The following is a 25142-nucleotide window of genomic DNA, read 5'->3' as shown; positions in this document are numbered from 1 at the left end:
CCTGATGGACTCCATCGTGCTGGATGTGAACACCGGTGCTCGTGAGGTCGTCCTCGACCTCACGAGCCGGTGTGAACAGTTCGTTTCCGGTCGCGGCGACGGCCTGCTGCACGTGTTCGTGCCGCACGCGACCGCCGGCGTCGCGATCCTCGAGACCGGGGCCGGCAGCGACCTCGACCTGCTGGCGGTCCTGGAGGACCTGCTGCCGCGGGACTTCGAGTGGCGGCACCGCCACGGCTCGCCCGGTCACGGCCGCGACCACGTGCTCCCGGCCCTGATTCCGCCATACGCGACGGTCCCGGTTCTGGCCGGCCGCCTGACGCTGGGCACCTGGCAATCCATCTGCCTCGTCGACACCAACCGCGACAATCCCGACCGCCACGTCCGGCTGTCGTTCCTGGCCGGTTAGCGGACTACCCGGTAATAACCCGGGCCGTATTTTGGTGACTTATCGTGATGTTGGCAGTCGCGTTACGTTTGCGAAACACGGCTCCGCTTGAATTACCGCATGGCAGCCCTGGAGACCTTGCGAGACGTCACGGTTGAGCTCCTGGTTCGGGCGACCCGGGGGATTTCCGACGGCAGTTTGCTGAATGCCGACACCGGGCGCACCGACACCCGGGCCCGGCTCGACGACTGGGCCGGCGTGCTTTCTCTGTACGCCGGGGAAAATGAATCCAGCTCGGTTCGCGCGACTGCTTGAAACGTGCATTTCTGAGTTCGCAGCAATTCGAAACCCGTTGCCCCGATCAACGAATTGTGTGATCCAGGCCGCATCCCGCCGCCCGGTCACGCCCGCCGCCGGGCCGCTTGTCACGCTATGTTGTGACAGGAACGTGAGGCCTAAGAGGGGTGACAGGCTGTGTCGGACACGGATGGCCGGGCGGACGGTCGGCGGGGATTCGCCGATCTGTTGCTCGACTTGAGGGTCCAGGCCGGTCTCTCCCAGGAGGAGCTGGCCGACCGGGCCGGGCTGAGTGTGCGGTCGATCCGCGAGATGGAGGCCGGCCGGGTCGCGCGCCCGCGCAAGGACTCCGTCCGCCTGCTCGCCTCGGCACTCGGTCTGCGCCCCGACGACACCGATCGCTTCCTCGCGGCCGCGGGGCATGGCTCGGTGCGTCCCGTCGTACGGCCGGTGGAGCCGTCCCCGCCGGTCGTCTCGGTCGCGGACGCCGTACCGACCGGTCTGCGCTGGCGAGGCACCCGCCCGATCCCTGACGGTCTGGTGGGTCGCGAAGAAGAGCTGTTCGAGCTCGAGGCGCTGCTGCGGCAGAACCGGCTCGTCACGCTCGTAGGTCCCGGCGGGGTCGGCAAGACCGAGTTGGCGCTCGCCGCGGCAGACCGGTTCTCCGGCGCCGACACCACCGTCGTGGTCGTCGACCTCACCACCGTCCAGCGCGATGCCGCCGTACCGTCGGCGATCCTGGACGCCTTCGGCACAGCACCGGGTACGTCGGACCTCGACGACGTACTGTCCGGACGCCGGCCCGGTGACCTGGTGATCGTCGAGGACAACGCCGAGCACGTCCTCGACGGTGTCGCGACCGTCGCCAACCGGATGGTCCGCAGCTTCCCGGGGATCGGCGTGCTGGTCACGTCCCGGATCCCGCTCGGTCTGCCGGACGAGGTAGTCCGCCGGGTGCAGGTGCTCGGGGTGCCGGCGAACGACGAGGACTTCGAGGCGATCTCCGCTTCGCCGGCGGTCGAGATGTTCTGCCGCCGCGTCGCGCGGGTGCGGCCGGGCTTCACGCTGACCCCTTCGAACGCCCCGACCGTGGCGCGGCTGTGCCGGCGGCTGGACGGTCTGCCGCTCGCACTCGAGCTGGCGGCCGCGCGGGCGGGGTCGCTGTCGGTGGAGGCGATTCTCGCTGCGCTCGACGACCGGTTCCGGCTGCTGTCCGGGCCGCGACGGTTCGGTGCGCCGCATCAGCGGACGCTGGCCGACACGATCGCGTGGAGCGTCGATGCGCTCTCGGACCCGGCGCGGCAGCTGCTGTACCGGACCTCGGTGCTCGGGTCGCCGTTCACGCTCGAGGCAGTCGCGGGTGTCTGCACGGGCACTCCGATCGACGAGAGCGACGTACCGATGCTGCTCGCCGAGCTGGTCGAGAAGTCGCTGCTGCAGCCTGTGCACGAGTTCGAGCAGCTGTACGGCGCGCGGTACAAGCTGCTGGAGACGATCCGGGAGCACGCGTACGCCGGGCTGTCGTCACAGGACGACGACCTCACCGAGTTCCGGAACCGGGCGGTCGAGTGGTGTACGACGTACGTCTCGGGGCTGGAGGGCGCGTGGTCGTCACCGGACCGCGATCGGCGGTACCGGGCGGCGCATGCGAACTCGGCGCTCTTCGAGGTCGCGCTGGCGCGTGCGGGTGAGCTGGGGGAGTGGGACACCGCGGCGCGGATCGTGCTCGGGTTCCGGATCGCGTGGCAGTACCAGGCGAGCGTTGCCGAGAGCGGGATCCGGTGGGCGACACTGTGCGCCTCCAACGTCTCTGACAAGGAGGTTGGCGGTCGGCTGCTCGCGATCGCCGGCCGGCTGTCCAGTCTGACCGGTGACATCCGTGGAGCGCGCCGGCACTACGAAGAGGCACGCACGCTGATCCCGGGTGAGACAGAGATGGGCCTGGTCGCCCGGGGCGGCTGGGTGTCGTCCGGGTCGCACCTGCTCGATACACAGAGCCTGGCCGAGATCCCTGCGCTCGTAGAGGACGCTCGCAAGCATGGCGACGTACAGCGGTCTGCCACGGTGCAGGCGACCTGTGGGCTGGCGCTGCTGCGCTGGGGTCGTTTGGTCGAGGCCAAGGAGCTCCTGCTTGCTTGGGAGGCCGCACTGGTCAATCCGGGCGTCTACCCGGACGAGATCGCGTACATGGCACTCAGCCGCGTCGACCTGGAGCTGGGGAACCTGTCCGGCGCCCGTCACTGGGCCCAGCTCGCCCGCGACAGCCAAGCGTCGGACGACCCGGAGCGCACCAAGGTCGCCGGATGCCTCGCGATGGTCGAGTACCACGACGGCCGGTACGACGAGGCGCGGGCACTGCTCGACCAGGCCGACGCCGACATCCGCGGCCACCGTGGGTACTTCGACTACTTGGTGATGCTCTACCGGTCCCGGCTGGCCCGTGCCGCTGGTGAGGCCGAGCAGGCGCGTGTGACGATCCTGGACGCGCTCAACCGGTTGCTGCTCGAGGGGCGGGTCGTCTACCTGCTCGAAGTGCTGCCGGAGGCTGTGGCGGTGCTGCACGCACTAGGGCGCTCTGAGGCCGGAGACGCCGTCTGCGGCCAGTTGCTGGCGTGGCAGCGGTCGATGGACCCGCCGATGCTGCCGACCGCGTGGGCGGTCCTGCAGGAGTCGTGCGAGAGCGCATCGGCCGCGGACGGGTGGCCGGAGCCAGACCCGTCGGCCGCCGTACAGCGGCTGGCCAACGACGTACTCGGTGCGCTTTCCGCCCCTCTTTTATGACGCGGATCTGCTGAAGCTGCCGGGTAACTGCCGGTTGTTCTGCCTCGTCCTGACATGGCTGCCGGACCAAGAATTACAGCCGTAGGGCAGGTTCCACGAAGCAGAGACCGACATCGGCGACGGGCAGCGAAAGGGGTGGCGAACCATGAAGAGGCCATGGCGAACCGCTCAGCTGCCCAGCCCGGCGAAGGCGACGCGGAGGGCCTCCGGTGGCTGGTTGGTGGGGGCGCCGACCGGCGGCCGAGAGCTCCGGAGTGCTGTGGAGTGTGGATCTGTCCTGCCTGTACCGGGCGCGGTGCACCGTCAGGGCACTGCTTCCGGGGCGGGGTCCCAGCACAGGGTCAGGCACACGACACAGGGGACGAGTGCCACGACCCGGCTGGCGCGGATCAACCGGTGGGTTTGGTCACCCACCGGCCGGTCGGCCGCTGGGACCTCCCGGGACCTCGACGAGCTCGCGGTCAGGCCGGTTCTCATGGAGCCGGATACGGGGAGTAGCTCGCCGAGGACCCACCAACTTCGGCTGACAACCAGGGGGAGTCAGCAGGACGAGCCGGGCTGGTGACGCACAGGGGACGTCAGTAGCCCGGCACAACCAAGAGCGAGGTGAAGGTCCCGTGGAGGGGTGGCCTTCACCTCGCTGGTGTGTCCAGCACAGCCGACTTGTCGAACGCGTAGCCGACCATCCACGACGGCTGGAGCCGGCAGTAGACGATGTCGTCGCCCCAGCTCGACGGCGAGCTGCCGTAGTGGCTGGTGAGGTGCTCCTCGATCTCGGCGAAATCCGGGTGGTCCGCGGTCAGGAACTCGACGTCCCCGTGGCTGAACACGCCGATCCGCTCGCCGTCGACGTACGAGATGCTCGCCGCCGGGCGCTGCTTCAGGTGCCGTGCCTTCGCCGCCGACCCCGACGTCGTGAACACCCACCGCGCGTGCAGGAAGTGGCCGTCCACAGCGCTGATCCGCGGCTCACCCCGCGCGGTCACGGTGGCCAGGTTCAGCGTGCACATACCGGTCAGAACCTGCACCAGCTCCCCGGCGTCCAGCCGCCGCGGCCCCGTGATGATGTTGCGCAGATGCTCGGTCGACCGCTCGTAGGCCGCGTCGAGGAGCACCTGCAGCTGTGTGACTTCGGTCGCTGTCTCCCTCATCTTGCCGAGTCTGGCACTGCGCTCGGACATTAAGGGCGTGTCTGCCGGTCCCACACCTACTGCGCGGCACTCGGCACGGCACCTCGCCGCACGGGTGCAAAGGCCACGATGCTCCGCATCGAGACCTTCGCCCCCGCACGCCGATGCACCGCACCGAGCACCTGCTCGCGACGGTGTGGGACCGGCAGACACGCCCTAAACTGTCCGGTAACCTCGCTGCATGGCAGCCCGCGTGCAGGTCGTCACCGACTCCACGGCCGGTCTGTCCACGCACGAGCTGCTCCGCCACCCGCTGACCGTCGTACCGCTGCAGGTCGTCATCGGCGGGACGTCGTACGACGACGGCGCCACGTCGGCGGATGCGGTCGCGGAGGCGCTGAAGACGTTCACACCGGTCTCGACCAGCCGGCCGGCGCCGCAGACGTTCGCCGAGACGTACGCGGAGTGCGCCAAGGACGGCGCCGAGGCCATCGTGTCGATCCACCTGTCCGGCGACATGTCCGGCACGTTCGAGGCCGCGATGATCGGCGCCAAGGAGTCCCCGGTCCCGGTCCACGTGGTCGACTCCCGCTCGCTGGCCATGGGACTAGGTTTCCCGGTCCTCGCCGCGGCCGCAGCAGCCGCCGCCGGCGAGGACGCCGTCACCGTCGAGGCCGCTGCTCGGGCCCGGATGAAGTCCATCTCGTCGTACTTCTACGTCGACACCCTCGAATACCTCCGCCGCGGCGGCCGCATCGGCGCCGCCCAGGCCCTTCTCGGTACGGCGCTCGCAGTCAAGCCACTGCTCACCATCAGCGGCGGCCGGATCGTCCCCCTGGAAAAGGTCCGCACCTCCAGCCGAGCCATCGCCCGCCTGGCCGACATAGCCGTCCAACGCGCCGGCGACACCCCCGTCCAAATCGCCGTCCACCACCTCGCCAACCTGGAAAAAGCCCAAACCCTCGCCGACAACCTCGCCACCCGCCTCCCCCAAGCCGAAGAGGTAGTCCTCCGAGAAGTAGGAGCCGTAATAGGAGCCCACGTAGGCCCCGGCCTCCTAGCAGTAGTAATAAGCCCCCACTAACCCCGCCTGCCCGGCGCCGCACCTGCCCGGCTCGCGCCACCCCGGCCTGGCCCGGCCGCCCGCCCCACTGGCCGCCGACCCGCCCAACGTCCGCGCGCCGGCCCCTTCGAGCGACCGCCGCAGGCCCTGGCGACTCATCGAGTCGTGACCTCCGGCGACCAAACCCAGCCGCAACCCACGACTCGCCACTCCCGGATCGCACCAAACGCCACGACTCGACGTACTTGCCGGTCAGCGCCCGCCCAAACGAGCCCGTCCGACCGACCGGCCCTCCCGAGCCGCCCCGGCACAACCCCGCACCTGGCACCCGCCCCGGATAACCCCGCGCGTTGGGGGTTCTCCCCTCGCACACCAGCCGACAACCCCCAACACCCGGGGTTATCCGTACATGCGACTGACCAACGGCGCCGGCGCCGGGTACCGGGGAACTGGGGGACGGGGGACTGGGGGGACTGGCGAGCTGGGGGAACTGGGGGCTGGCGAACCGGGGGAACTGCGAACCGGGGGAACTGCGGACTTGGGGTACTGCGGACTTGGGGTACTGCGGACTTGGGGTACTGCGGACTTGGGGTACTGCGGACTTGGGGTACTGCGGACTTGGGGTACTGCGGACTTGGGGTACTGCGGACTTGGGGTACTGCGGACTTGGGGTACTGCGGACTTGGGGTACTGCGGACTTGGGGAGGATTACTTCCCACATCGGGCAGGAAATCCTCCCCAACTACCTCCGCCCAGCACCGCGCCACGGCATCTGCCCACCCGCCGTCGTGAGTCAACGACCCACGAACCTGGCAGAAACCTCCTCGTCACCGCCCCACGGGACATCCCCACTCCCACAAGCCGACCAACCCACGCGCAATCAGCCGGCGTCCGCGGCCGCCATTGCGAGCACCCAATCCTCCGTTCCCGCCCCGACCGCGCGGTTTCTCCACAGCTTTCAAGTCGCCGTTCCACCCACACCCGAGACTCGTACCTTCTCTGGGCGTGAAGGTCTTCCGCCGAACCCCACCTCCCGACCCGGCCGCCCGAGCCCGAGCCCTCGCCCGCCTAACCCCCCGCCCTCAACACCCAACCCCCACCCACCTTCACACCCCACCCACCACCCAAACCCACCCCAACCGCCCCGCCACCAACCAGCCCCCCACCGCCCCGACAAGTGCCACCGAGCCAACCTCCGACGCGCCAACCTCCACCGAGCAAACGTCCGCCCGGCGAACCTCCGCCGATCGGACCACTCAGACGCCCAGCTCGCGCGCCGCGCCCGGCACGACCGACCGCGACGTACACCCCACCGGCGACCCGCCAAGCGGGCGAGAGCCACCAGACGAATATCCGGAGGAGCGTGATGAGGTGCGAGGCGGATGGACCCCCGAACAACCCCCACCCGACCGACTGCGCGACGCCCGCTGGACCCTCACCCCACGCCACATCGTCGTCCTGGCCGTACTCCTCACCCTCGGCCTGACCTGGGCCGCCTGGACCTTCTTCAAAGCCCGCCCCGAACCCCTCCCCGACACCCGCCCATCCACCACAACCACAGGCTCCGCAGTAATCCGCCCAACACCCCAACCCGGGACCAACCAAACCCAACCAGCCGCCAACCAACCCGCCGCCACCAACCAGCCACCCACCACCAACCCAACCTCAGGCGCGAACCCAACCTCAGGCGCGCCCCAGCCTCCCGGCGACGGATCCTCCTCCAGCCCACCGCCAGTCGTGGTCCACGTCGCAGGCAAGGTACGCCGCCCCGGCCTGATCCGCGCCCCAGCCGGCTCCCGCGTAGCCGACGTACTCACCCTCGCCGGCGGCCCACTCCGAGGCGTAGACCTCACCACCCTCAACCTCGCCCGCCAAGTAACCGACGGCGAACAAATCATCGTCGGCGCAACCACCCAACCCCCACCCCCGAACCAACCATCAGCAACCGCCGGCCCCAGCCCGTCCTCAGCCCCCACCGCCCCCGTCAACCTCAACACCGCCACCCTCGACCAACTCGACGCCCTCCCCGGCGTAGGCCCAGTCCTAGCCCAACGAATCCTCGACTACCGCACCCAAAACGGCCCCTTCACCACCATCGACCAACTCCAGGAGGTCCCCGGCGTAGGCCCCAAGAAGTTCGACTCCCTAAAACCCCATGTCCGCACCTAACCCCACCAACCACCCACCCAAACCAGCTCCCACTCCCGCCCCGACGCCTGGGGAAGCCACCAATCCTGCACTCGCAGAGGCTCTCGGACCTGTGCCCGCGGACGCGGTTGTGCGCGTGCCCGGGGAGGCTGTTGAGCCTGCATCTGCGGAGGGTGTCGACCCGACCTCCGTGGAGGCGACCGAGCATGAGCAGCTCGATGCGCGGCTGCTCATCCCGGCGGCCGCGGGCTGGCTGGCTACCGCGGTGCTGGTCGGCCAGCCGCCAGTCGTCGGCGGGATCGTCGCCGCATGCGCACTGGCACTCGCCGCGATACTCGGGCTCACCCTCCGGCGCACGAGCCGCACACCCTCAACCGCAACCCCTACGACCGATCCGGCAACTGATCCGGCAACTGATCCGGCAACTGATCCCGCGACCGGCCCGGCGACCGGCCCGGCTACCGGTCTGGTGACTGCCCCGGGGACTGATCCCGCGGCCGGGCAGGCAACTGATTCGGCGACTGGCTCGGTACGTCGGTGGGCTACTCGGTGGCTGGCTCGTGCAGCGGCTGGTTGGGCGATCGTTGGTTCGTTGGTCGTCGTGGGTGGTCTGGCGATCGCCGCCGGGCTGCACACCGCCGCCCTCCGCGCCGGCCCCGTGCAGGAACTCGCGTCCCGCTCGGCGACAGTCACCGTTCGGCTCAAGATCGACGGGGATCCGTCGCTCCGGCAGAGCACCACCAGCAGACGGCCGCCGTACGTCGTGGTGAGGGCGACCATCGAGGAGATCCGCACCGGTGCCGGCTCGGACCACGCGATCCGGGAGCGAGTACGTACGCCGGTCCTGGTGGTAGGCACCGCGAAATGGGAGCACGTGAGATACGGCCAGCATGTCGACGCGAGCGGAAGGCTCGAGCAAGTAGAAGGCGGCGCCGAAGTGGCAGCGATGCTCTCGACCAGGTCCCCGCCGCGGACCGTAGATCACCCTCCCTGGTGGCTTCGTGCGGCCGAGCAGGTTCGGGCAGGACTGCGAGAAGCCGTAGCAGGTGAGCCCGAGGACGTCCGCGGGCTGGTGCCGGCACTCGTCATGGGTGACGTCTCCGGCGTATCACCGGACCTCAACGCGGACTTCCAAACCACAGGCCTCACCCACCTGTCCGCCGTGTCAGGGACGAACCTGACGCTCCTGCTCGCGTTCCTCCTCCCACTGGCGCGCCTGGTCGGCGTACGGGCGCGTGGGTTGACCGTGGTCGGGCTGTTGACGGTGGTCGTGTTCGTCGTGCTGGCCAGACCACAGCCGAGCGTCCTTCGGGCGGCCGCGATGGGTCTGATCGCCTTGGCCGCTCTGACCAGTGGGGGAGGGCGACGCCGCGCCGTGCGGAGTCTGTCGGTCGCGGTGATCGTGTTGCTGCTACTGGAGACATCGCTCGCGCGCTCAGCCGGGTTCGCGCTCTCGGTGCTTGCGACCGCCGGGATCATCCTGCTCGGACCAGGCTGGCGGGATGCGTTGGCAAGATGGATGCCTGGCTGGCTGGCCGACGCGATCTCGTGTCCGCTCGCGGCGCAACTCGCCTGTACGCCGGTCGTCGCGTGGCTGTCAGGCGAGGTGTCGCTGATCGCCGTCGCCGCGAACCTGTTGGCGGGACCAATGGTCGGCCCGGCGACGATTCTCGGTTTCGTCGCGGCCGGTGTGGCCCTGATCAGCAGCGAGTTGGCCCAAGTCGTCGGCTGGGCGGCCGGATGGCCCGCTCGCTGGATCATTCTGGTTGCTCGCGAAGGCGCGGATCTTCCGGGCGCCGCCAACGCGTGGCCCGCGACCGTGGTCGGGGTCGTCGTACTGACGGTGCTCTGCCTGGCCCTCGTGCTGGGTCTGCACCGCATCCTGGCTCGCCCGATCGCGATGATTCTGGCGGTGGTCCTGCTCGCGGTCGTCGTACTGCGTCCCGTCGGATCGCTCGGCTGGCCGCCTGACGACTGGGTGTTCGTCGTCTGTGATGTCGGACAGGGCGACGGGTTGGTGTTGCGCGCTGGTGATCGTACGGCGGTAGTCGTCGATACCGGGCCGGATCCGGCGGCGATGGATCGGTGTCTGAAGGACCTCGACATCGAGTACGTCCCGGTTGTCGTGCTGAGTCACTTCCATGCGGATCATGTCGGCGGGCTGGCCGGCGTACTGAACGATCGGCGGGTGGACGAGATCGAGGTGACGCCGTACTTCTCGCCGCCGGCCGAGTACGACCGCGTGGTTGATTTGGCGTCGCGGCACGGGGTGGTTGTGCGCACTGTCGCGTTCCACGAGCAGCGGGTCGTGGGGAAGGTGAGTTGGACGACGCTCTGGCCGGCGAAGGTGCCGGCCTTGCCCGCGCCGGGTACGTCCTCGGCGACGTCGACGGATGAAGGGTCGCCGGAGAACAACGCCAGCATCGCGATGATGGTCGAGCTCGACGGCCTCCGGATCCTGCTCACCGGTGACCTGGAGCCGGAGTCGCAGCGCGCCGTCGTGGCGACGGGAGCTGACCTGCGGGCGGATGTGTTGAAGGTCCCGCATCACGGTTCAGCTCAGCAGGATCCTGGATTCATCGCTGCTGCGAACGCGCGGTTGGCGCTCATCTCGGCAGGGCGGGACAACGACTACGGCCACCCGGCCCCGAGGACCCTGGATCTCCTGTCCCACAACGCGACCCGAGCCGCCACCACCAACGTCAGCGGGCCCCTCACTGTCACCAACACCAACAACCACCTCGCCCTCACCACACACCCACCGCTACAGGAGGCAGCTAGAAGGTGACGGCGGAGGTTGGGGTGGTGTTTTCGGGTTGGTCGCCCAGGGACCAGGCGGCTACTCGGGAGACGACGTGGGCCGGGATCTTGTCCGCTACGCCGGGGACGGCGGGTACGTCGTACGTGGCGTGCGCGTCGTACGGGAGGACGACTCGGTAGCCGCGGGCGAGTGCGGTCTTGGATGTGGCGTGTACGCACATCTCCGACATGACGCCGCAGATGGCGAGCGAGCGTACGCCGGCCGATACCAGGATCTCCCCGAGTGGTGTCGCGTCGAAGCCGTCGTCGCGTGGCTTGCGGATCACGTGCTCGCGGGGCCCTGGTTTGAGCGGCAGGTACAGCTCCGAACCGGGTGTGCCGGGTTCGTCGTCCGCGCCGGGCGGGCCGTCGTTCTGCAGGTGTACGACGAGGGCGTCGGCGGCCCGGGCTCGGTCCAGCAGGTCGCTCGTCCGATCCAGGAGGGCCGCGGCGCCGGGCACAGCACCCAGACCCGAGACGAACGCAGTCTGCAGATCCACAAGAACCAAGGCATCAACAGGCGAGCTCATCGCGCCCGACGAATGCATCGCGTCGGAAGCGGTCGTTGCGTCGCGGGAGTGCATCGCGTCAGGTGAGGTTGTCGCGGTGGGTGGGTGTGGGGCGTTGGGTGGGGGTGTGGGGTCGGGTGGGGGCATGGGGGTCATCCTTGCTGGTTTGGTGTGGGGGTGCACGGGGATTGTCGGGAGGGCGTGGGATGCTGACGGGGTGGCTGCTCGTAAAGGTTCTGCGCCGAAGCTGGGTGATGTGCTTCTCGTGACCGGGAGCGAGTCGTTCCTGGCGGATCGGGCCGTGCGGTCGGCGATCGCGGCGGTGTCGAAGAACGCTTCGGCCGAGGGCGACAGCCCGGTGGAGGTGACGGATCTCGAGGCTTCGACGCTGGACGTCGGGGTGTTCGCGGAGCTGACCGGGCCGTCGTTGTTCGCGACCGAGCGGGTGCTGGTGCTGCGCGGGCTGGAGAACCTGCCGAGTGAGATGGCGCCGCATCTGATCGAGTACGCCGCTTCGTCGTCGGACGACGTACTCGCCGTGCTCGTGCACTCCGGTGGGCAGAAGGGGAAGGGCGTCCTCGACAAGTTGCGGAAGGCATCGGTCACCGAGGTTGTCGCGACGGCGCCGAAGGCTTGGGAGCTTCCGCAGTTCGTGGCGGGGGAGATCCGGCTGCACGGGGGGACGGTCGACGAAGGGGCCGCGTCGGCGCTGGTGGACGCGGTCGGGCACGATCTGCGGGCGTTGGCCGGGGCGTGTTCGCAGTTGGTGTCGGACTCGGGTGGTCAGGCGGTGACTACGCAGCTGATCGGGCAGTACTTCGGTGGGCGTGCGGAGGTCACGAGCTTCGCGGTGGCCGATGCGGCGATCGCCGGTCGGACGGAGCCGGCGCTGGAGCAGCTTCGGTGGGCGCTGGACTGTGGTGTGGCGCCGGTGTTGGTGACGAGTGCGATGGCGGGCGGGTTGCGGGGGCTGGCGAAGTACGCGAGCGCGCCGAGTGGGATGCGGGAGGCGGACCTGGCACGCGAGGTCGGCGTACCGCCATGGAAGCTCAAGCAGCTCAAGCAGCAGTCGCGCAGCTGGACTCCGGGTGGTCTCGCGACCGCGATCAAGGCGGTCGCCCAGGCCGACGCAGACGTGAAGGGCGCCTCCGGCGACGCCGGCTACGCCCTCGAACGCATGGTCCTAACCATCACCCGAGCCCACGGCCGCCGCTAACCACCCACCCGCCGCGAACCACCGCAGCTACCTGCCCGCTCGAGGCTGGTTTGGGTACGCAAAAACGATCGGCCGGTTGGGACCGGGCCGATCGTTGGCGGGGGCGCGTCGGGGACGCGGCCCTGGTGTTAGAGGGAAGCGGCCTTCTTGAAGATAGCCGACTTGCGGTTTGCCGCCTGGTTGGCGTGGATGACGCCCTTGCTGACGGCCTTGTCGAGCAGGCGACCGGCCTTGCGGGCGGTGTCGTTGGCCTTCTCGGCCTCGCCGGCCTCGACGGCCTCGTGGAAGCGGCGAACAGCCGTCTTGAGGGTCGACTTCACCGACTTGTTGCGAAGTCGCGCAGCCTCGTTCTGGCGGTTGCGCTTGATCTGGGACTTGATGTTCGCCACGGAGCAGAGCCTCGATCAGGAGTATGCGGTCATTACGGAAGGTGTTGCGGCGCACGGCTGAGCACCACCCGTGAACGCGCGAACAACCAGATTACCAACAAGCCCCGCCCGCAACCAAACCGGCCCAGCGGGGGAACGGCTACGGAAGAACCTGCGGATCGTCACACTACTGTCTGTGGTCGACGGCAGGGTGGTGCGGGTTGTGGCGCTGGCGGCGCTTGGGCTGGCCGTGGCGGGGGTTGTGGTGCCGGTGGTGCGGGAGGGGGAGCGGTTCTATCCCGGGCGTACGGAGGATGCGCAGGTGAAGGCGCAGTACGAGATCCGTGCGGACGGTGCTGTGGATGTCACCGAGACGATCGACTACGAGTACAACAGGTCGGGACTGCCGCTCGACCGGATTGTCCACCTCCGCCGGCCCGCTGAAGGGCCGATCGACCAGCAGGTCTCGGAGCGGGGCAAGGACCGGGTCTGGAAGGTGACCGACGTCACCGCCACGGACCCCACCGGCGCACCGGTGCCGGTGCGGACGAAGGCGCTGGATCCCGCCCTACCGCCGATGACCGCGACCGGCATCGACGGCTGGGACAGCCGGCTGTCCGATCTGCTCATCCAGCTCGGGGACGACAACCAGCCGGCGGGCCACCGGGCGAGCTATGTACTGCGGTACCGCGTTCACGGCGCTCTGGACAAGACAGCCGACGGCTATGAGCTCAACTGGCCCGACCCGGTCCGGGCGGCCGAGAACTCGTGGGTCGACTATCCACAAGTGCCCCTGAATGAGGTCCGGGTGCTCGCACCGACGAAGGTCACTACGGCGTCGTGCACCGCGTACACCGAGGACAAACAGACTCCCTGCGCAACCAAAGGCGAGCCCACAATCTTCACCCCGGGACGCGTTCCCGCAGGGATGACGGTGAAGGTCGTCGTACCGTCCGCCGGCATCACCGACGGCGGTGCGGAGTACGACGGTTCGCCGCTGAGTCTCAAGCTCAAGATCCTGCTCATCGCCGCGGCCGTGGTCCTGTTCCTGGCCCTCGTCGGCTTGGTGGCTAGTTGCCTGATCAGGGGTTTTCCCTTGCACCTCCGCCGGCGTGCGTGACAGCGGCCACCCCTGACGGCATACTCGGGGCCCGCGAGCCAAGGGCTCCGCCATCGCTCCGTCCAAGCCTGGAGGAACTGCGTGACCCGCAAACGCCCGGCGATCGTCGTGGCCACCGCACTGATCGCCGCCTGTGCCGGCGTACCTGTGCTGGTGAACGCCGCGAGCGCCAGCCAGCCGGCCCCGAGTCCGGCCGCCGATCCGGAGGTCAAGCGCTCCGAGACCGGTTCGTACATCGTTCAGCTCGACGACTCCCCGGTCGCCGAGTACGCCGGTGACATCGCCGGCCTCGCCGCCACCAAGGTGGTGCCGGGCGGCAAGCTGCTGAAGACCGCGGCGCCGGTCGTCGACTACGTGAAGCACCTCGCCGGTGAGCGCGACCAGGTGATCGCGAAGGTCCCGGGCGTCAAGAAGCTCTACGACTACAGCTACACGTACGCCGGGTTCTCCGCCGAGATGTCGTACGACGACGCGGTCAAGCTGGCCAAGTCGTCGGGGGTGAAGAGCGTCGAGCCGAGCGAGATCCAGCACGCCGACACCGTCGACACCCCGCGTTTCCTCGGCCTGTCCGGCAAGGGCGGCGCGTGGCAGCAGGCGGGTGGGATCGACAAGGCCGGCGACGGCGTGATCATCGGCATGATCGACTCCGGGTACGTCCCGGAGCGGGCGAGCTTCGCGCCGATGAAGACCACGAAGACCTCCGACGCGATCGTCGCGAAGAAGTGGAAGGGCACCTGCCAGGCCGGCGAGGAGGCGCCCGTCACCTGCAACAACAAGGTGATCGGCGCGCGGTACTTCGACAAGGGCATCGGCACCCGCCCGATCCCGGACGAGTTCAAGTCGCCGCGTGACTACGGCGGCCACGGCACCCACACCGCCAGCACCGCGGCCGGCAACTACGGCGTCGACATGAAGGTCATGGGCCGCGACTACGGCAAGGGCTCCGGTATGGCGCCGCACGCCCGGCTCGCGATCTACAAGGCGCTGTGGGCGGTCGACGCGACCGGCGGCGGCAGCGGTACGGACGCCGACATCGTGGCCGCGATCGACGCCGCGGTCTCCGACGGCGTCGACGTGATCAACTACTCGATCTCCGGCAGCGGATCGACGTACGTGAACGCCACCGGGCTCGCGTTCCTGCGGGCGGCCAAGGCGGGCGTGTTCGTCGCGACCAGCGCCGGGAACACCGGTCCGGGCGAGGCGACCGTCGGCAAGACGTACCCCTGGGTCCAGTCGGTTGCCAACGGCACCCATGACCGCGACATCCAGACCACGGTGACGCTCGGCGACGGCAAGTCCTACACCGGTGCGGGCATCGGTTCCGGTACGCCGGCGACGCCGGTGGTGCTGGCCAAGGACGCGGGCCTGCCGAACGCCGACCCGGCGAACCTCGCCCTCTGCCAGGCGGGCACGCTCGACCCGGCGAAGGCCACCGGCAAGATCGTGGTCTGCGACCGCGGCGGGAACGCCCGGGTCGACAAGAGCGCGCAGGTGAAGGCCGCCGGCGGTGTCGGCATGATCCTGCTCAACATCGTCCCGGGCACGCTGGACGCCGACCTGCACACGGTCCCGACGGTCCACCTCGACGACAAGGCCACGCCGGCGGTCAAGGCGTACGTGAGCGGCACCGCGAACCCGACGGCCACCATCGGCGCCGGTACGCCGGTGAAGGTCAACGCCCCGAAGGTGGCGGCCTCCTCCAGCCGTGGTCCGTCCCCGGCCGGTAACGGCGACCTGCTCAAGCCGGACATCATGGCTCCGGGTACGAACGTGCTGGCCGCGACGACCGCGTTCAGCGCGGCCGGTGGCGAGTACGCGTTCATGAGCGGTACGTCGATGTCGACGCCGCACATCGCCGGGATCGCGGCCGTGCTGAAGAGCAAGCACCCGACCTGGTCCCCGATGGCGATCAAGTCGGCGATGATGACGACCGCCACCGACAAGGACGCCAGCGGCAAGCCGATCCAGAACGACTCCGGCTCGCAGGCGACCCCGTTCGGGTACGGCGCCGGCCAGGTACGGCCGAAGCTCGGGATGGACCCGGGTCTGGTCTACGACTCGACGTACACCGACTGGACGAAGTTCATCTGCGGTTCCGGGCAGGTGCCGAGCACGCACGAGCTGTGCGCGAACGGCAAGATCGACCTCAGCGACCTGAACTACCCGACGATCGCGATCGGTGACCTGGCCGGCAAGCAGACCGTGACCCGGACCGTGACGAACGTCGGTCAGGTGCCGGAGGTCTACTTCTCGAAGGTCGAGGGCCTCAAGGGCCTGAAGGTGACCGTGACGCCGCGGATCCTGGTCACGCTGCCGGGCCGCAGCGCGACGTACAAGGTCACGATCGAGAACAACGGCGCCCCGCTCGAGCAGTACTCGTTCGGCCGGCTGGTCTGGAAGTCGGTGAAGCACTCGGTCGCGAGCACGCTGGCGATCAAGCCGCTGACCGTCAAGGCGCCGGTGCAGGTCAACGGGACCGGCACCGCCGGGTCCGTGCAGGTGCCGGTCACGGCCGGGTACGCCGGAACGCTCGAGACCACCGCGGTGGGCCTGAACCCGGCCACCGTCGGCGAGGCCGCGCTGAAGAACCCGGGTGGCGTTTCGTTCCCGACGACCGCGCCGAAGGTGAACGACCACGTCGCGAAGTTCACCGTCAACGTCCCGGCGGGTACGACGTACGCCAGGTTCTCCACGTTCGACGCGGACTACCCGGCCGGCACTGACCTGGACGTGTTCGCGTACAAGGCCGGTACGACGACTCTGCTCGGCAGCAGCACCGGTGGCTCGGCTGAGGAAGAGGTGAACCTCTCACAGCCCGCAGGCGGTCAGGTGGACGTGTACGTCGACCTGTACGCCGGAGCGAACGAGCAGGTGGTCAAGCTCGACCACTGGGAGCTGCAGAAGGCGGAGGGCAACCTGACCGTCACACCGGCCAGCCAACCGGTCACAGTCGCCGGTCAGGCGAGTGTGACGGCCAGCTGGACCGGTCTGACCGCCGGTACCAGGTACCTCGGCCAGCTGCACTTCACCGACGGAGCCGACGGCTCCGGCTCCACCATCGTCCGCGTAGACAGCTGAAACAGCGACGAGGGCAGCCCCGCACCCCGGGGCCGCCCTCGTCGTCTGTTACGGCTCGTGGATCGTCCAGCCGTCCGCCTTCTCGACCAGCAACTTGCACTCGCCCGACGTGACGTCACAGCGGAACAGTTGGTTGTGGACGACACCGCCGGCGGCGATCGTCTCTGTGAGCGTCAGCAGTTGGGTGCCGTTCTCGAAGACCGGCAGCGGCAGGGTGTCCGTCATGCGGTCCTTCAGCTGCAGCTTGGTGACCTGACCGGTGTTGATGTCGATGGCCTCCGCCCGCTCGCTCTGGATCATGGTCCGGCCGTCGGGTGACAGCACTGGGTAGAGGTGCGCCTGCCCTTCGGCGCAGTACTCCCGCAGTACCTTGAAGCCGTCGTCTCGCAGTGCTCCGGCCTTGAGGCATGGTTTCCCGTCGACCTTGGCGGACACCACGATGGTCCCGGCCGCCGGTGGAATCGCCGCGCTGCCGTCGAAGCCGGCAATGGACACCGGCCGCCGCCGACCGGATGCCGGCTGCCAGACGACCAGTCCGGCCTTTCCTCGGTTCATCCACAGGCCGTCCTGGTTCCAGCCGAGGAGCTCCGGCGACCCGGCGGCGGCGGGCAGTTGGGCGACCTGCTTCCCGGACTGGATGTCGACGACGATCACCTGGCCGCGAGTGTTGGACAGGTAGTGGAACATCGCCACCTGCTTGCGATCCGGGGACAGGACCTGAAAGCCGGATCGGTCCGGGCCGAGCGTCCGGAAGGTGCCGTTCGGTAGCAGGATGCCGGGGCGGAACCGGCCGGCCCCGGGCATCTGCTGCCCCAGCCAGCCACCGCCGGCCCGCCCGAAGAAGAAGCCGTCGACCCCCTTCGGAATCCGCACTTTCTGCTTGCCGTCGTGGAGCGAGTTCTCTTCGTACACGGTGTACGGGACCTGGGGTGCTGCTCCGGAGACGGGTGGGGCCGGGCGTCGCGCCGGGTCGGGTCGATCGCCTCGGCTCAGCAGGGATGCCGCCAGTACGACGACCACGACGATCGCCGCGGCGGCCGCGAGGACCGGCCAGGTGCGGCGGCGTTCGGGTGGTTCGAGGCCCGGGCCCTGGGCGTTGTCGGGGACGGTGGCGGCCTGGGTGTGCAGGTAGTCGCGGAGGCGCGTTTCGGTGTCGGTCATCGGAGTTCCTCGAGGCGTTCGGTCAGGACGGCGAGACCGCGCGACGACGTGGCGCGGGCGGAGGACTCGCTGATCCCGAGAAGCTGGGCGATCTCGGCGAAGGGGAGATCGAGGTAGTAGCGCAGGACGAGGACCTCGCGCATCCGCCGCGGCAGTCCCTGGAGCGCCTGCTGTACCTGGGTCCGTTCCTCGCTCAGTACGGCGGCGCTCTCGGCGGAGGCGTTCGGCGCCTCGTGCGGTGGGATGTACAGCCGCGCGACCTTACGCCGTCGCAGTACGGACCGGCTGCGGTTCAGCACCGCCGTACGCAGGTACGCCAGGGCCGCATCGGGCCCCCGTAACGGCCAGCGCCGGTACAGCTCGGCAAAAGCCTCCTGTACGACGTCTTCCGCCGCCTGCCGGTCGTCGACCATCAGCACCGCCAGCCGGACCAGCCCGGCCCAGTGCTGCTGGTAAAGCGCCGACACGGCCGCCTGAGCAGGCGCCGGGCGTCCGATGCTCACCATTTGATTCGTCACACCGTTAGAGACGCCCGACCCTCAGAAACGCTGCGTCCGTTCCCGCACCCAGTCCAGATGGACCAGCGCCTGCTCTCGTTGCCACTGCCTGATGGTCGGCAGGCCCGGCGGTGCCGGCTGCGCCCCGCCCCACCACTGGCCGCCCGCGATGGCAGCGATGAACCCGGTGATGGCCTGGTCGTCCGGCAGCTCCGGCAGCTTCACCGACCCGCGCATGTCCGCGTGCACGATGACCGTGTCGGCCCAGCGCGGTGCCAGGGCCGGGTGGGCCCAGTCGATGAACACCACGCGGTCGTCAGTCAGGATCATGTTGTCTGCGCGCAGGTCCCAGTGCGCCAGCGCTTTGCCCTCGGCGAGCACTTGCAGCGCGTACCGGGACAGCTCGGCGAGCTCCTCGACCCGCCCCTCCAGCCACTCAGGTACGGCCAGGCCGTCCTCCAGCACGTTCTCCCACCGGCTCAGGAAGTCATGACTCCGCACAGCTGCCACAGGAGCGTCCGGCCAGGGCGAAGGGTCCAGGGCCTCGGTCAGCTCCTCGAGAGCGTCCAACGCCCGGTCTGCGTCCGCCTGCTCCCACGGGTGGGTCGGCAGCCGGCCCTCGACATCCTCGAAGAGCAGCGCGACCCAGTCCCCGTCGTCGTACACGTCGTACAGCAGCGGAGTCATCGGCAGCGGGCCGATGCTCTGCACGGCGGTGATCTCCAGTCGGAACAGTTCCGGCGTCTTCGGGTTGAGCTCTGTACCGACCGCCTTCAGGAACGCCCGGCGGCCGGAGGCGGTTACCAGGCGGGCTGCCACGCCGGGGGAGAAGCCGCCCTGCTGGGTGACCGCGGACACCACGACCGACCCGAGCGAGCGCTCCACCCAGGCCCGCACCGCGGCGGGCAGCTTCTCGAACGGCAACCGAACCCCAGCAGCATGCGCCATGGGTCACCACGCTAGCGGGCGCGAGCCACTGATTTTCGAATCTGCTGGACCGCCATGGGATGATTGACCGGATATACCTCCGAGACCAGAACTGGATCCCCTCCGTGCCCGTTGGCCCCACGAAAGTGCCGCAGCCGGGTCGCACCGACCCGTCGCTGATCCGGAACTTCTGCATCATCGCCCACATCGACCACGGCAAGTCGACGCTGGCCGATCGGATGCTGCAGATCACCGGAGTGGTCGACGACCGCTCGATGCGGGCCCAGTACCTGGACCGGATGGACATCGAGCGCGAGCGCGGCATCACGATCAAGTCGCAGGCGGTCCGGCTCCCGTTCACGCCCGGCCCGGAGTCCCCGGGCGGCCTGCTGGCCCCGGACGGTACGACGTACATCCTGAACATGATCGATACGCCCGGTCACGTCGACTTCACGTACGAGGTCTCCCGGTCGCTCGAGGCGTGTGAAGGCGCTGTGCTGCTGGTCGACGCCGCGCAGGGGATCGAGGCACAGACGCTGGCCAACCTGTACCTCGCGCTGAACGCCGACCTGCACATCATCCCGGTGCTGAACAAGATCGACCTGCCGAGCGCGCAGCCGGAGAAGTACGCCGCGGAGCTCGCGCACATCATCGGGTGCGACCCGTCCGACGTGCTCAAGGTGTCCGCGAAGACCGGTGAGGGCGTCGAGGAGCTGCTCAGCGAGATCGTCGCGCAGGTCGAGCCGCCGAAGGGCGTGAAGGACGCGCCGCCGCGGGCCCTGATCTTCGACTCGGTCTACGACACCTACCGGGGCGTCGTCACCTACGTCCGGGTGGTCGACGGCGAGCTGACGCACCGGGACCGGATCAAGATGATGTCGACCGGCGCGGTGCACGAGATGCTCGAGGTCGGCGTGATCTCCCCGGAGCCGGTGAAGACAACGAGTATCGGTGTCGGTGAGGTCGGTTACCTGATCACCGGCGTGAAGGACGTCCGCCAGTCCCGGGTCGGTGACACCGTCACTGCGGCCGTCCGCGGCGCGACTGATCCGCTCGGCGGCTACAAGCACCCGCAGCCGATGGTGTACTCCGGTCTGTTCCCGATCGACGGCGACGACTACCCGACGCTGCGCGACGCGCTGGAGCGGCTGCAGCTGAACGACGCCGCCCTGCAGTACGAGCCGGAGACGTCGGGGGCGCTCGGGTTCGGGTTCCGCTGCGGGTTCCTCGGGCTGCTGCACATGGAGATCGTCCGCGAGCGGCTCGAGCGCGAGTTCGACCTGGCGCTGATCTCGACCGCGCCGAACGTGGTCTACCGGGTGGAAATGGAGGACGGCAAGGAGTTCGTCGTCACCAACCCGAGCGAGTTCCCCGAGGGCAAGATCGCCGACATCTACGAGCCGGTGGTGAAGGCGACGATCCTGAGTCCGAAGGACTACATCGGCGTCATCATGGATCTGTGCCAGACCAAGCGCGGCAGCCTCGGCGGCATGGACTACCTGTCCGAGGACCGCGTCGAGCTGCGCTACACCCTTCCGCTGGCCGAGATCGTGTTCGACTTCTTCGACCAGCTGAAGTCCAAGACCAAGGGTTACGCGTCCCTCGACTACGAGCCGACCGGCGAGCAGTCCGCCCAGCTGGTCAAGGTCGACATCTTGCTGCAGGGCGAGACGGTCGACGCGTTCTCGGCGATCGTGCACCGCGACAACGCGTACTCGTACGGCGTCGCGCTGGCCGGCAAGCTGAAGGAACTGATCCCGCGGCAGCAGTTCGAGGTGCCGATCCAGGCCGCGATCGGGTCCCGGATCATCGCCCGCGAGTCGATCCGCGCGATGCGCAAGGACGTGCTCGCCAAGTGCTACGGCGGTGACATCACCCGGAAGCGCAAGCTGCTCGAGAAGCAGAAGGAAGGCAAGAAGCGGATGAAGATGGTCGGCCGCGTCGAGGTCCCGCAAGAGGCCTTCATCGCCGCCCTCCGCACGTCCGACACCGGAGAAAAGGCCGGCAAGAAGTAGGTGCCCGTCCAGATTCCTGAAGGCCTGCTCGTCGTCGCCTCGCGCGGGCAGGACTGGGCCGACTGGCTCGATCGGCTGCCGCGGCTGCTGCGGGACCTGCTCGACGAGTGGGACCTGCGGGTCGACGGTACGGCGGCGTACGGGAACTGCGCGATCGTCGTACCGGTGCTCGCGCAGGGGCAGCGCGCCGTACTGAAGGTGCAGTTCCCGCACTGGGAGGCGGAGACCGAGCACCTGGCGCTGCGGGCCTGGGCAGGCAACGGCGCCGTCCAGTTGCTGCGCGCGGACCCGCGCCGGTTCGCGCTGCTGCTCGAGCGCCTCGAACCGCGTGACCTGACGACGATCGACGTACTGGACGCCTGCGAGCTCGTTGGCGACACCTACAAGCGGCTGCACGTGCCCGCGGGACCGCAGTTCCGGACGCTGTCCGGGGAGCTGAAGCGCTGGGTGGAGCGGTTCCGGCAACTGCCCGCGTCGGCGCCGGTGCCGCACCGGTACGTCGAGCAGGCGATCTCGCTGGCCGAGGACTTCATCACCGATCCCGCGACCGACGGCCGGCTGATCCACACCGACCTGCACTACGAGAACATGCTCGCCGCCGACCGTGAACCGTGGCTGGTGATCGACCCGAAACCGCTGTCCGGCGACCCGCACTTCGAGGTCGCGCCGCTGATCTGGAACCGCTGGGACGAGGTCACCGACGTACGGTTCGCGGTCCGGCAGCGGTTCTGGACCACGGTCGACGCCGCCGGCTTCGACGAGGACCGCGCCCGCAACTGGGTGATCGTTCGCCAGATGCTCAACGTGCTCTGGACCCTGGAGTCCGCCGGCACCGACGACTCCCTGCCCCAGGACTGGCTGACCCGCAACATCACCATCGTCAAAGCCATCCAGGACTGACGTGAGCTAGCAGACATCCGATTGAAGTTAGTAGTTACTACCTACTAACTTCAGTCGTATGCCGACACGGATGAGCGGGCAGGAGCGGCGCGAGCAGGTCCTCGGGATCGCCGAGGAGGAGTTCGCGGCCGCGGGGCTGTACGGCGCCTCGACCGAGACGATCGCGCGGCGGGCCGGGATCACGCAGGCGTACGTGTTCCGGTTGTTCGGGACGAAGAAGCTGCTGTTCCTGGAGTGCGTGGACGCCGCGTTCGAGCGGATGCGGCTCGCGATGGTCGCGGCAGCCGGTGGGGCGAGCGGGGTCGAGGCGCTGGCGGCGATGGGGCAGGAGTACAACGACATGCTCGCCGACCGCACCACGCTCCTGCTCCAGTTGCAGGGCACGGCCGCGGCCGCCGCGGGCGACGGCGAGGTGCGGGACGCCGTACGGACGAGCTTCGCGCGGCTGTGGCAGTCCGTGGCGGACACCGCGCAACTGGACCCGGTCACGGTCAAGGCGTTCCTTGCCTTCGGCATGCTTCTCAACACGAACGCCGCCCTGGACCTCCCGCAGGTCGACGAACCGTGGTCCCATCAGGCCAGAACCCGCATCAAACCGGGCCTCTTCACCCATATCACCACCGACACCAACCAATGAACGCCCCGACCCTGGTGCGGCCCCCGGGAGTGCTCGTGGGGTTCCTGGTCTTCGTCGGACTGGTCGGCGCAGTGATCGGGAGTCTCGGCGCACCGTTGATCACGGCCGTGGCCGAGGCGTACGGCGTTTCGCTCGCCGCCTCGCAATGGACGTTGACGATCGCGTTGCTGGCGGGATCCGTGACAACCCCGGTCCTCGGGCGGCTCGGGTCGGGCCCGCGGCGGCGCACCGTCGTACTGGTGATGCTGGCGGTGGAGGTCGTCGGCAGTCTGCTGACGGTGATCCCGTTGCCGTTCGGGTTCCTGCTGGCCGGCCGGGCGCTGCAGGGCTCCGGGATCGGGCTGATCGTGCTGATGATGGCGGTCGCGCGGGACCACCTGGACGAGCAGCGGGCCGCGCGGACGATCGCGTTGCTGTCCGTCGCGTCGACCGCGGGAATCGGGATCGGCTACCCGTTGTCCGGACTGCTCACGGACATCGCCGGGGTTCGCGCGGCGTACGGGCTCGGCCTCGTGATCACCGCGGCCGCCTTCGTCGCGGCCGTCTTCGCGCTACCGCAGGCCCCGGACCGGCCGTCGTCCCGGCTCGACGTCCGCGGCGCGATCCTGCTCGCGATCGCGCTACCTGCCGTGCTCCTTGCGATCGGTGAGATCGGTGATCACCCTGCCCCGGCCACGGCGCTCCTCGCGGCCGCGCTCCTGCTGCTGATCGGCTGGACCTTCCTCGAGGCCCGCACCGAGAGCCCGCTGGTCGACATCAGGCTCCTTCGCCATCCCGCGGTCGCCGCCGCGAACCTCGTGATGCTCGTCGGCGGCGTCGGCATGTACCTGCTCTTCAGCCTGATCACCCGCTACGTACAGACACCTGCGGCGGCCGGGTACGGCTTCGGTCTCAACTCGTTCCAGGCCGGTCTGGTCCTGGTCCCGTTCTCGCTCCTCGGGTTCGCTGCCGGCCGGCTGATCCCGGCCTTGCGTCTCGGCGCCAGGTCGTTGCTGGCAGCAAGTACTGCGGTGGTCCTCGCCGCGTTCGTACTCTTCGCGGTCGCCCGATCACACCTGGTCGAACCGATCCTTGCCATCGGCATCCTCGGCTTCGGTGTCGGCGCGTTCTCCGCCGCGATGCCGGTGGTCATCCTCGCGGTCACGCCGGCCGCCGAGACCGCGAGCGCGATGAGCGTGAACGCGGTCGTCCGGAGCGTCGGCTTCTCGACCGGCAGCGCCCTCGGCGGCCTCATCCTCGCGACGCACACGACGGGCGTCTTCCCCCGCGAGTCCGGGTACGGCGCGGCCGCCTGGATCGGGGTCTGCGCCACAGCGGCCACCCTGCTGATCGTCGCCGTACTCCCACTTAAACCGGTGGCTCCGGAGCGGTTGCGCGGGAGAGGATGACGGTATGCGGTTGTTGACGGTCAACGTGGTGGAGAAGCTGATCCCGGGTCCCAAGGAGACGGGGTTTACCGCGATCGACAAGCGCCCGCAGTCCGGCCGGGTCCGGGTCGGCGAGCTGGGTCTCGCCGGGGATCGGGTCTGCGACACCAAGAACCACGGCGGCCCGGATCTCGCGCTCTACGCGTACGCCGAGGAGGACGCCGACTGGTGGGCCGCCGAACTCGGCCGCGACATCCCGACCGGTCTGTTCGGCGAGAACCTGCGGACCGAGGGTGTCGACATCAGCGGCGCGCTGCTCGGTGAGGTCTGGCGGATCGGCGACGAGGTCGAGGTGATGGTCCGCGCGCCGCGCATCCCGTGCATCACGTTCCAGCACCGCATGCAGGAGCCGCACTGGGTCAAGCGCTTCCACCAGGCCGGCTGCCCCGGCGCGTACCTGAAGGTGCTCCGCGAAGGCACGATCGGCGCCGGCGACCCGATCGAGATCATCAGCCGCCCGGACCACGAGGTCACCATCGCGGAGATGTTCGGCGCGCAGGACCCGGCGAAGCTCCGGCGCATGCTCGACTCCGGCGTGGACCTGATGGACGAACTCCGCGACACCGCCCACCGCGTCCTCTCCCGCGGCCTCTCCCGCGGATGAGCCCCCGCCCCGCACCCCTCCCGACCGCCCGACCCCCATTTCCCTGGCTGACCCAGCAAATGCGGGGTTCCACACCC

The 25142-nt window shown here is 69.1% G+C and carries 20 protein-coding genes; 14 read left to right on the top strand and 6 right to left on the bottom strand.

What is annotated here, in order from left to right; genetic code table 11:
- The first annotated feature begins 4 nt into the window (after positions 1-4).
- The 3 genes from E0H92_RS19705 to E0H92_RS19695 all read left to right on the top strand — a co-directional run bounded on the left by E0H92_RS19705 (position 5) and on the right by E0H92_RS19695 (position 3466).
- Entirely contained in the window at positions 5-409 is a 405-nt protein-coding gene (locus tag E0H92_RS19705) for a YjbQ family protein (protein WP_131459199.1), read from the top strand.
- Positions 410-508: 99 nt separating this feature from the next.
- Entirely contained in the window at positions 509-703 is a 195-nt protein-coding gene (locus tag E0H92_RS19700; RefSeq protein WP_131459198.1) for a hypothetical protein, read from the top strand.
- A 159-nt stretch (positions 704-862) separates the two neighbouring features.
- Complete coding sequence (locus E0H92_RS19695) at positions 863-3466, top strand: ATP-binding protein (RefSeq protein ID WP_131497205.1); 2604 nt, start codon at positions 863-865, stop codon at positions 3464-3466.
- Positions 3467-4098: 632 nt separating this feature from the next.
- Here E0H92_RS19695 and E0H92_RS19690 read toward each other — a convergent pair.
- Complete coding sequence (locus E0H92_RS19690; protein WP_131497471.1) at positions 4099-4617, bottom strand: pyridoxamine 5'-phosphate oxidase family protein; 519 nt, start codon at positions 4615-4617, stop codon at positions 4099-4101.
- A 220-nt stretch (positions 4618-4837) separates the two neighbouring features.
- Between E0H92_RS19690 and E0H92_RS19680 the strand changes: the two genes are divergently transcribed.
- The 3 genes from E0H92_RS19680 (at position 4838) to E0H92_RS19670 (ending at position 10595) form a co-directional block, all read left to right on the top strand.
- Complete coding sequence (locus tag E0H92_RS19680; RefSeq protein WP_131497204.1) at positions 4838-5680, top strand: DegV family protein; 843 nt, start codon at positions 4838-4840, stop codon at positions 5678-5680.
- A gap of 1350 nt (positions 5681-7030) precedes the next feature.
- A complete protein-coding gene (locus E0H92_RS45515) occupies positions 7031-7828 on the top strand; it encodes a ComEA family DNA-binding protein (RefSeq protein WP_131497203.1) in 798 nt (265 codons plus the stop codon).
- Between the two features lie 169 nt (positions 7829-7997).
- Positions 7998-10595, top strand: coding sequence for a ComEC/Rec2 family competence protein (locus tag E0H92_RS19670; protein ID WP_238173492.1), 2598 nt, complete (start codon positions 7998-8000; stop codon positions 10593-10595).
- On the opposite strand, the gene E0H92_RS19665 is transcribed toward E0H92_RS19670, so the two are convergent.
- On the bottom strand, positions 10585-11106 hold the full coding sequence (locus E0H92_RS19665) for a cysteine hydrolase family protein (protein ID WP_238173491.1): 522 nt from the start codon (positions 11104-11106) through the stop codon (positions 10585-10587). The two genes, E0H92_RS19670 and E0H92_RS19665, sit on opposite strands and share 11 nt — an antisense overlap.
- 265 nt (positions 11107-11371) lie before the next feature.
- Between E0H92_RS19665 and holA the strand changes: the two genes are divergently transcribed.
- Positions 11372-12331 (top strand): DNA polymerase III subunit delta, encoded by a 960-nt coding sequence (gene holA / locus E0H92_RS19660; protein ID WP_238173490.1) that lies wholly within the window; start codon positions 11372-11374, stop codon positions 12329-12331.
- A gap of 128 nt (positions 12332-12459) precedes the next feature.
- Here the strand turns inward: holA and rpsT are convergent, their stop codons facing one another.
- On the bottom strand, positions 12460-12720 hold the full coding sequence (gene rpsT, locus E0H92_RS19655) for a 30S ribosomal protein S20 (RefSeq protein ID WP_131290686.1): 261 nt from the start codon (positions 12718-12720) through the stop codon (positions 12460-12462).
- A 175-nt stretch (positions 12721-12895) separates the two neighbouring features.
- Between rpsT and E0H92_RS19650 the strand changes: the two genes are divergently transcribed.
- Together E0H92_RS19650 and E0H92_RS19645 are read left to right on the top strand one after the other, a co-directional pair.
- Entirely contained in the window at positions 12896-13819 is a 924-nt protein-coding gene (locus E0H92_RS19650) for a DUF2207 domain-containing protein (protein WP_165549840.1), read from the top strand.
- 81 nt (positions 13820-13900) lie between these two features.
- Entirely contained in the window at positions 13901-16897 is a 2997-nt protein-coding gene (locus tag E0H92_RS19645) for a S8 family serine peptidase (RefSeq protein WP_131497199.1), read from the top strand.
- A 48-nt stretch (positions 16898-16945) separates the two neighbouring features.
- On the opposite strand, the gene E0H92_RS19640 is transcribed toward E0H92_RS19645, so the two are convergent.
- The 3 genes from E0H92_RS19640 to E0H92_RS19630 are packed head-to-tail and all read right to left on the bottom strand — an operon-like array spanning position 16946 to position 19503.
- Positions 16946-18058 carry a hypothetical protein gene (locus E0H92_RS19640; protein ID WP_131497198.1) on the bottom strand — a complete coding sequence of 371 codons (1113 nt, stop codon included), beginning with the start codon at positions 18056-18058 and terminating at the stop codon, positions 16946-16948.
- A complete protein-coding gene (locus tag E0H92_RS19635) occupies positions 18055-18564 on the bottom strand; it encodes a SigE family RNA polymerase sigma factor (RefSeq protein ID WP_131497197.1) in 510 nt (169 codons plus the stop codon). The genes E0H92_RS19640 and E0H92_RS19635 overlap by 4 nt, the downstream gene beginning before the upstream one ends.
- Before the next feature lie 33 nt (positions 18565-18597).
- Positions 18598-19503, bottom strand: a complete 906-nt coding sequence (locus E0H92_RS19630) for a phosphotransferase family protein (RefSeq protein WP_131497196.1) — start codon at positions 19501-19503, stop codon at positions 18598-18600.
- 104 nt (positions 19504-19607) lie between these two features.
- Between E0H92_RS19630 and lepA the strand changes: the two genes are divergently transcribed.
- The 5 genes from lepA to E0H92_RS19605 are packed head-to-tail and all read left to right on the top strand — an operon-like array spanning position 19608 to position 25065.
- Positions 19608-21497 carry a translation elongation factor 4 gene (gene lepA / locus E0H92_RS19625; protein WP_202873695.1) on the top strand — a complete coding sequence of 630 codons (1890 nt, stop codon included), beginning with the start codon at positions 19608-19610 and terminating at the stop codon, positions 21495-21497.
- Positions 21498-22397, top strand: coding sequence for an aminoglycoside phosphotransferase family protein (locus E0H92_RS19620; protein ID WP_131497195.1), 900 nt, complete (start codon positions 21498-21500; stop codon positions 22395-22397).
- Positions 22398-22455: 58 nt separating this feature from the next.
- A complete protein-coding gene (locus tag E0H92_RS19615; RefSeq protein ID WP_202873694.1) occupies positions 22456-23034 on the top strand; it encodes a TetR/AcrR family transcriptional regulator in 579 nt (192 codons plus the stop codon).
- 35 nt (positions 23035-23069) lie between these two features.
- Positions 23070-24422, top strand: coding sequence for an MFS transporter (locus E0H92_RS19610; RefSeq protein ID WP_202873693.1), 1353 nt, complete (start codon positions 23070-23072; stop codon positions 24420-24422).
- 4 nt (positions 24423-24426) lie between these two features.
- Positions 24427-25065, top strand: a complete 639-nt coding sequence (locus tag E0H92_RS19605) for an MOSC domain-containing protein (RefSeq protein ID WP_131497193.1) — start codon at positions 24427-24429, stop codon at positions 25063-25065.
- Positions 25066-25142: the final 77 nt, after the last annotated feature.

The organism is Kribbella speibonae (genome assembly GCF_004331375.1).
GTDB lineage: Bacteria > Actinomycetota > Actinomycetes > Propionibacteriales > Kribbellaceae > Kribbella > Kribbella sindirgiensis.
Note: the sequence above shows the minus strand (reverse complement) of the source record. Positions and strands in the feature narration are given on the sequence as shown.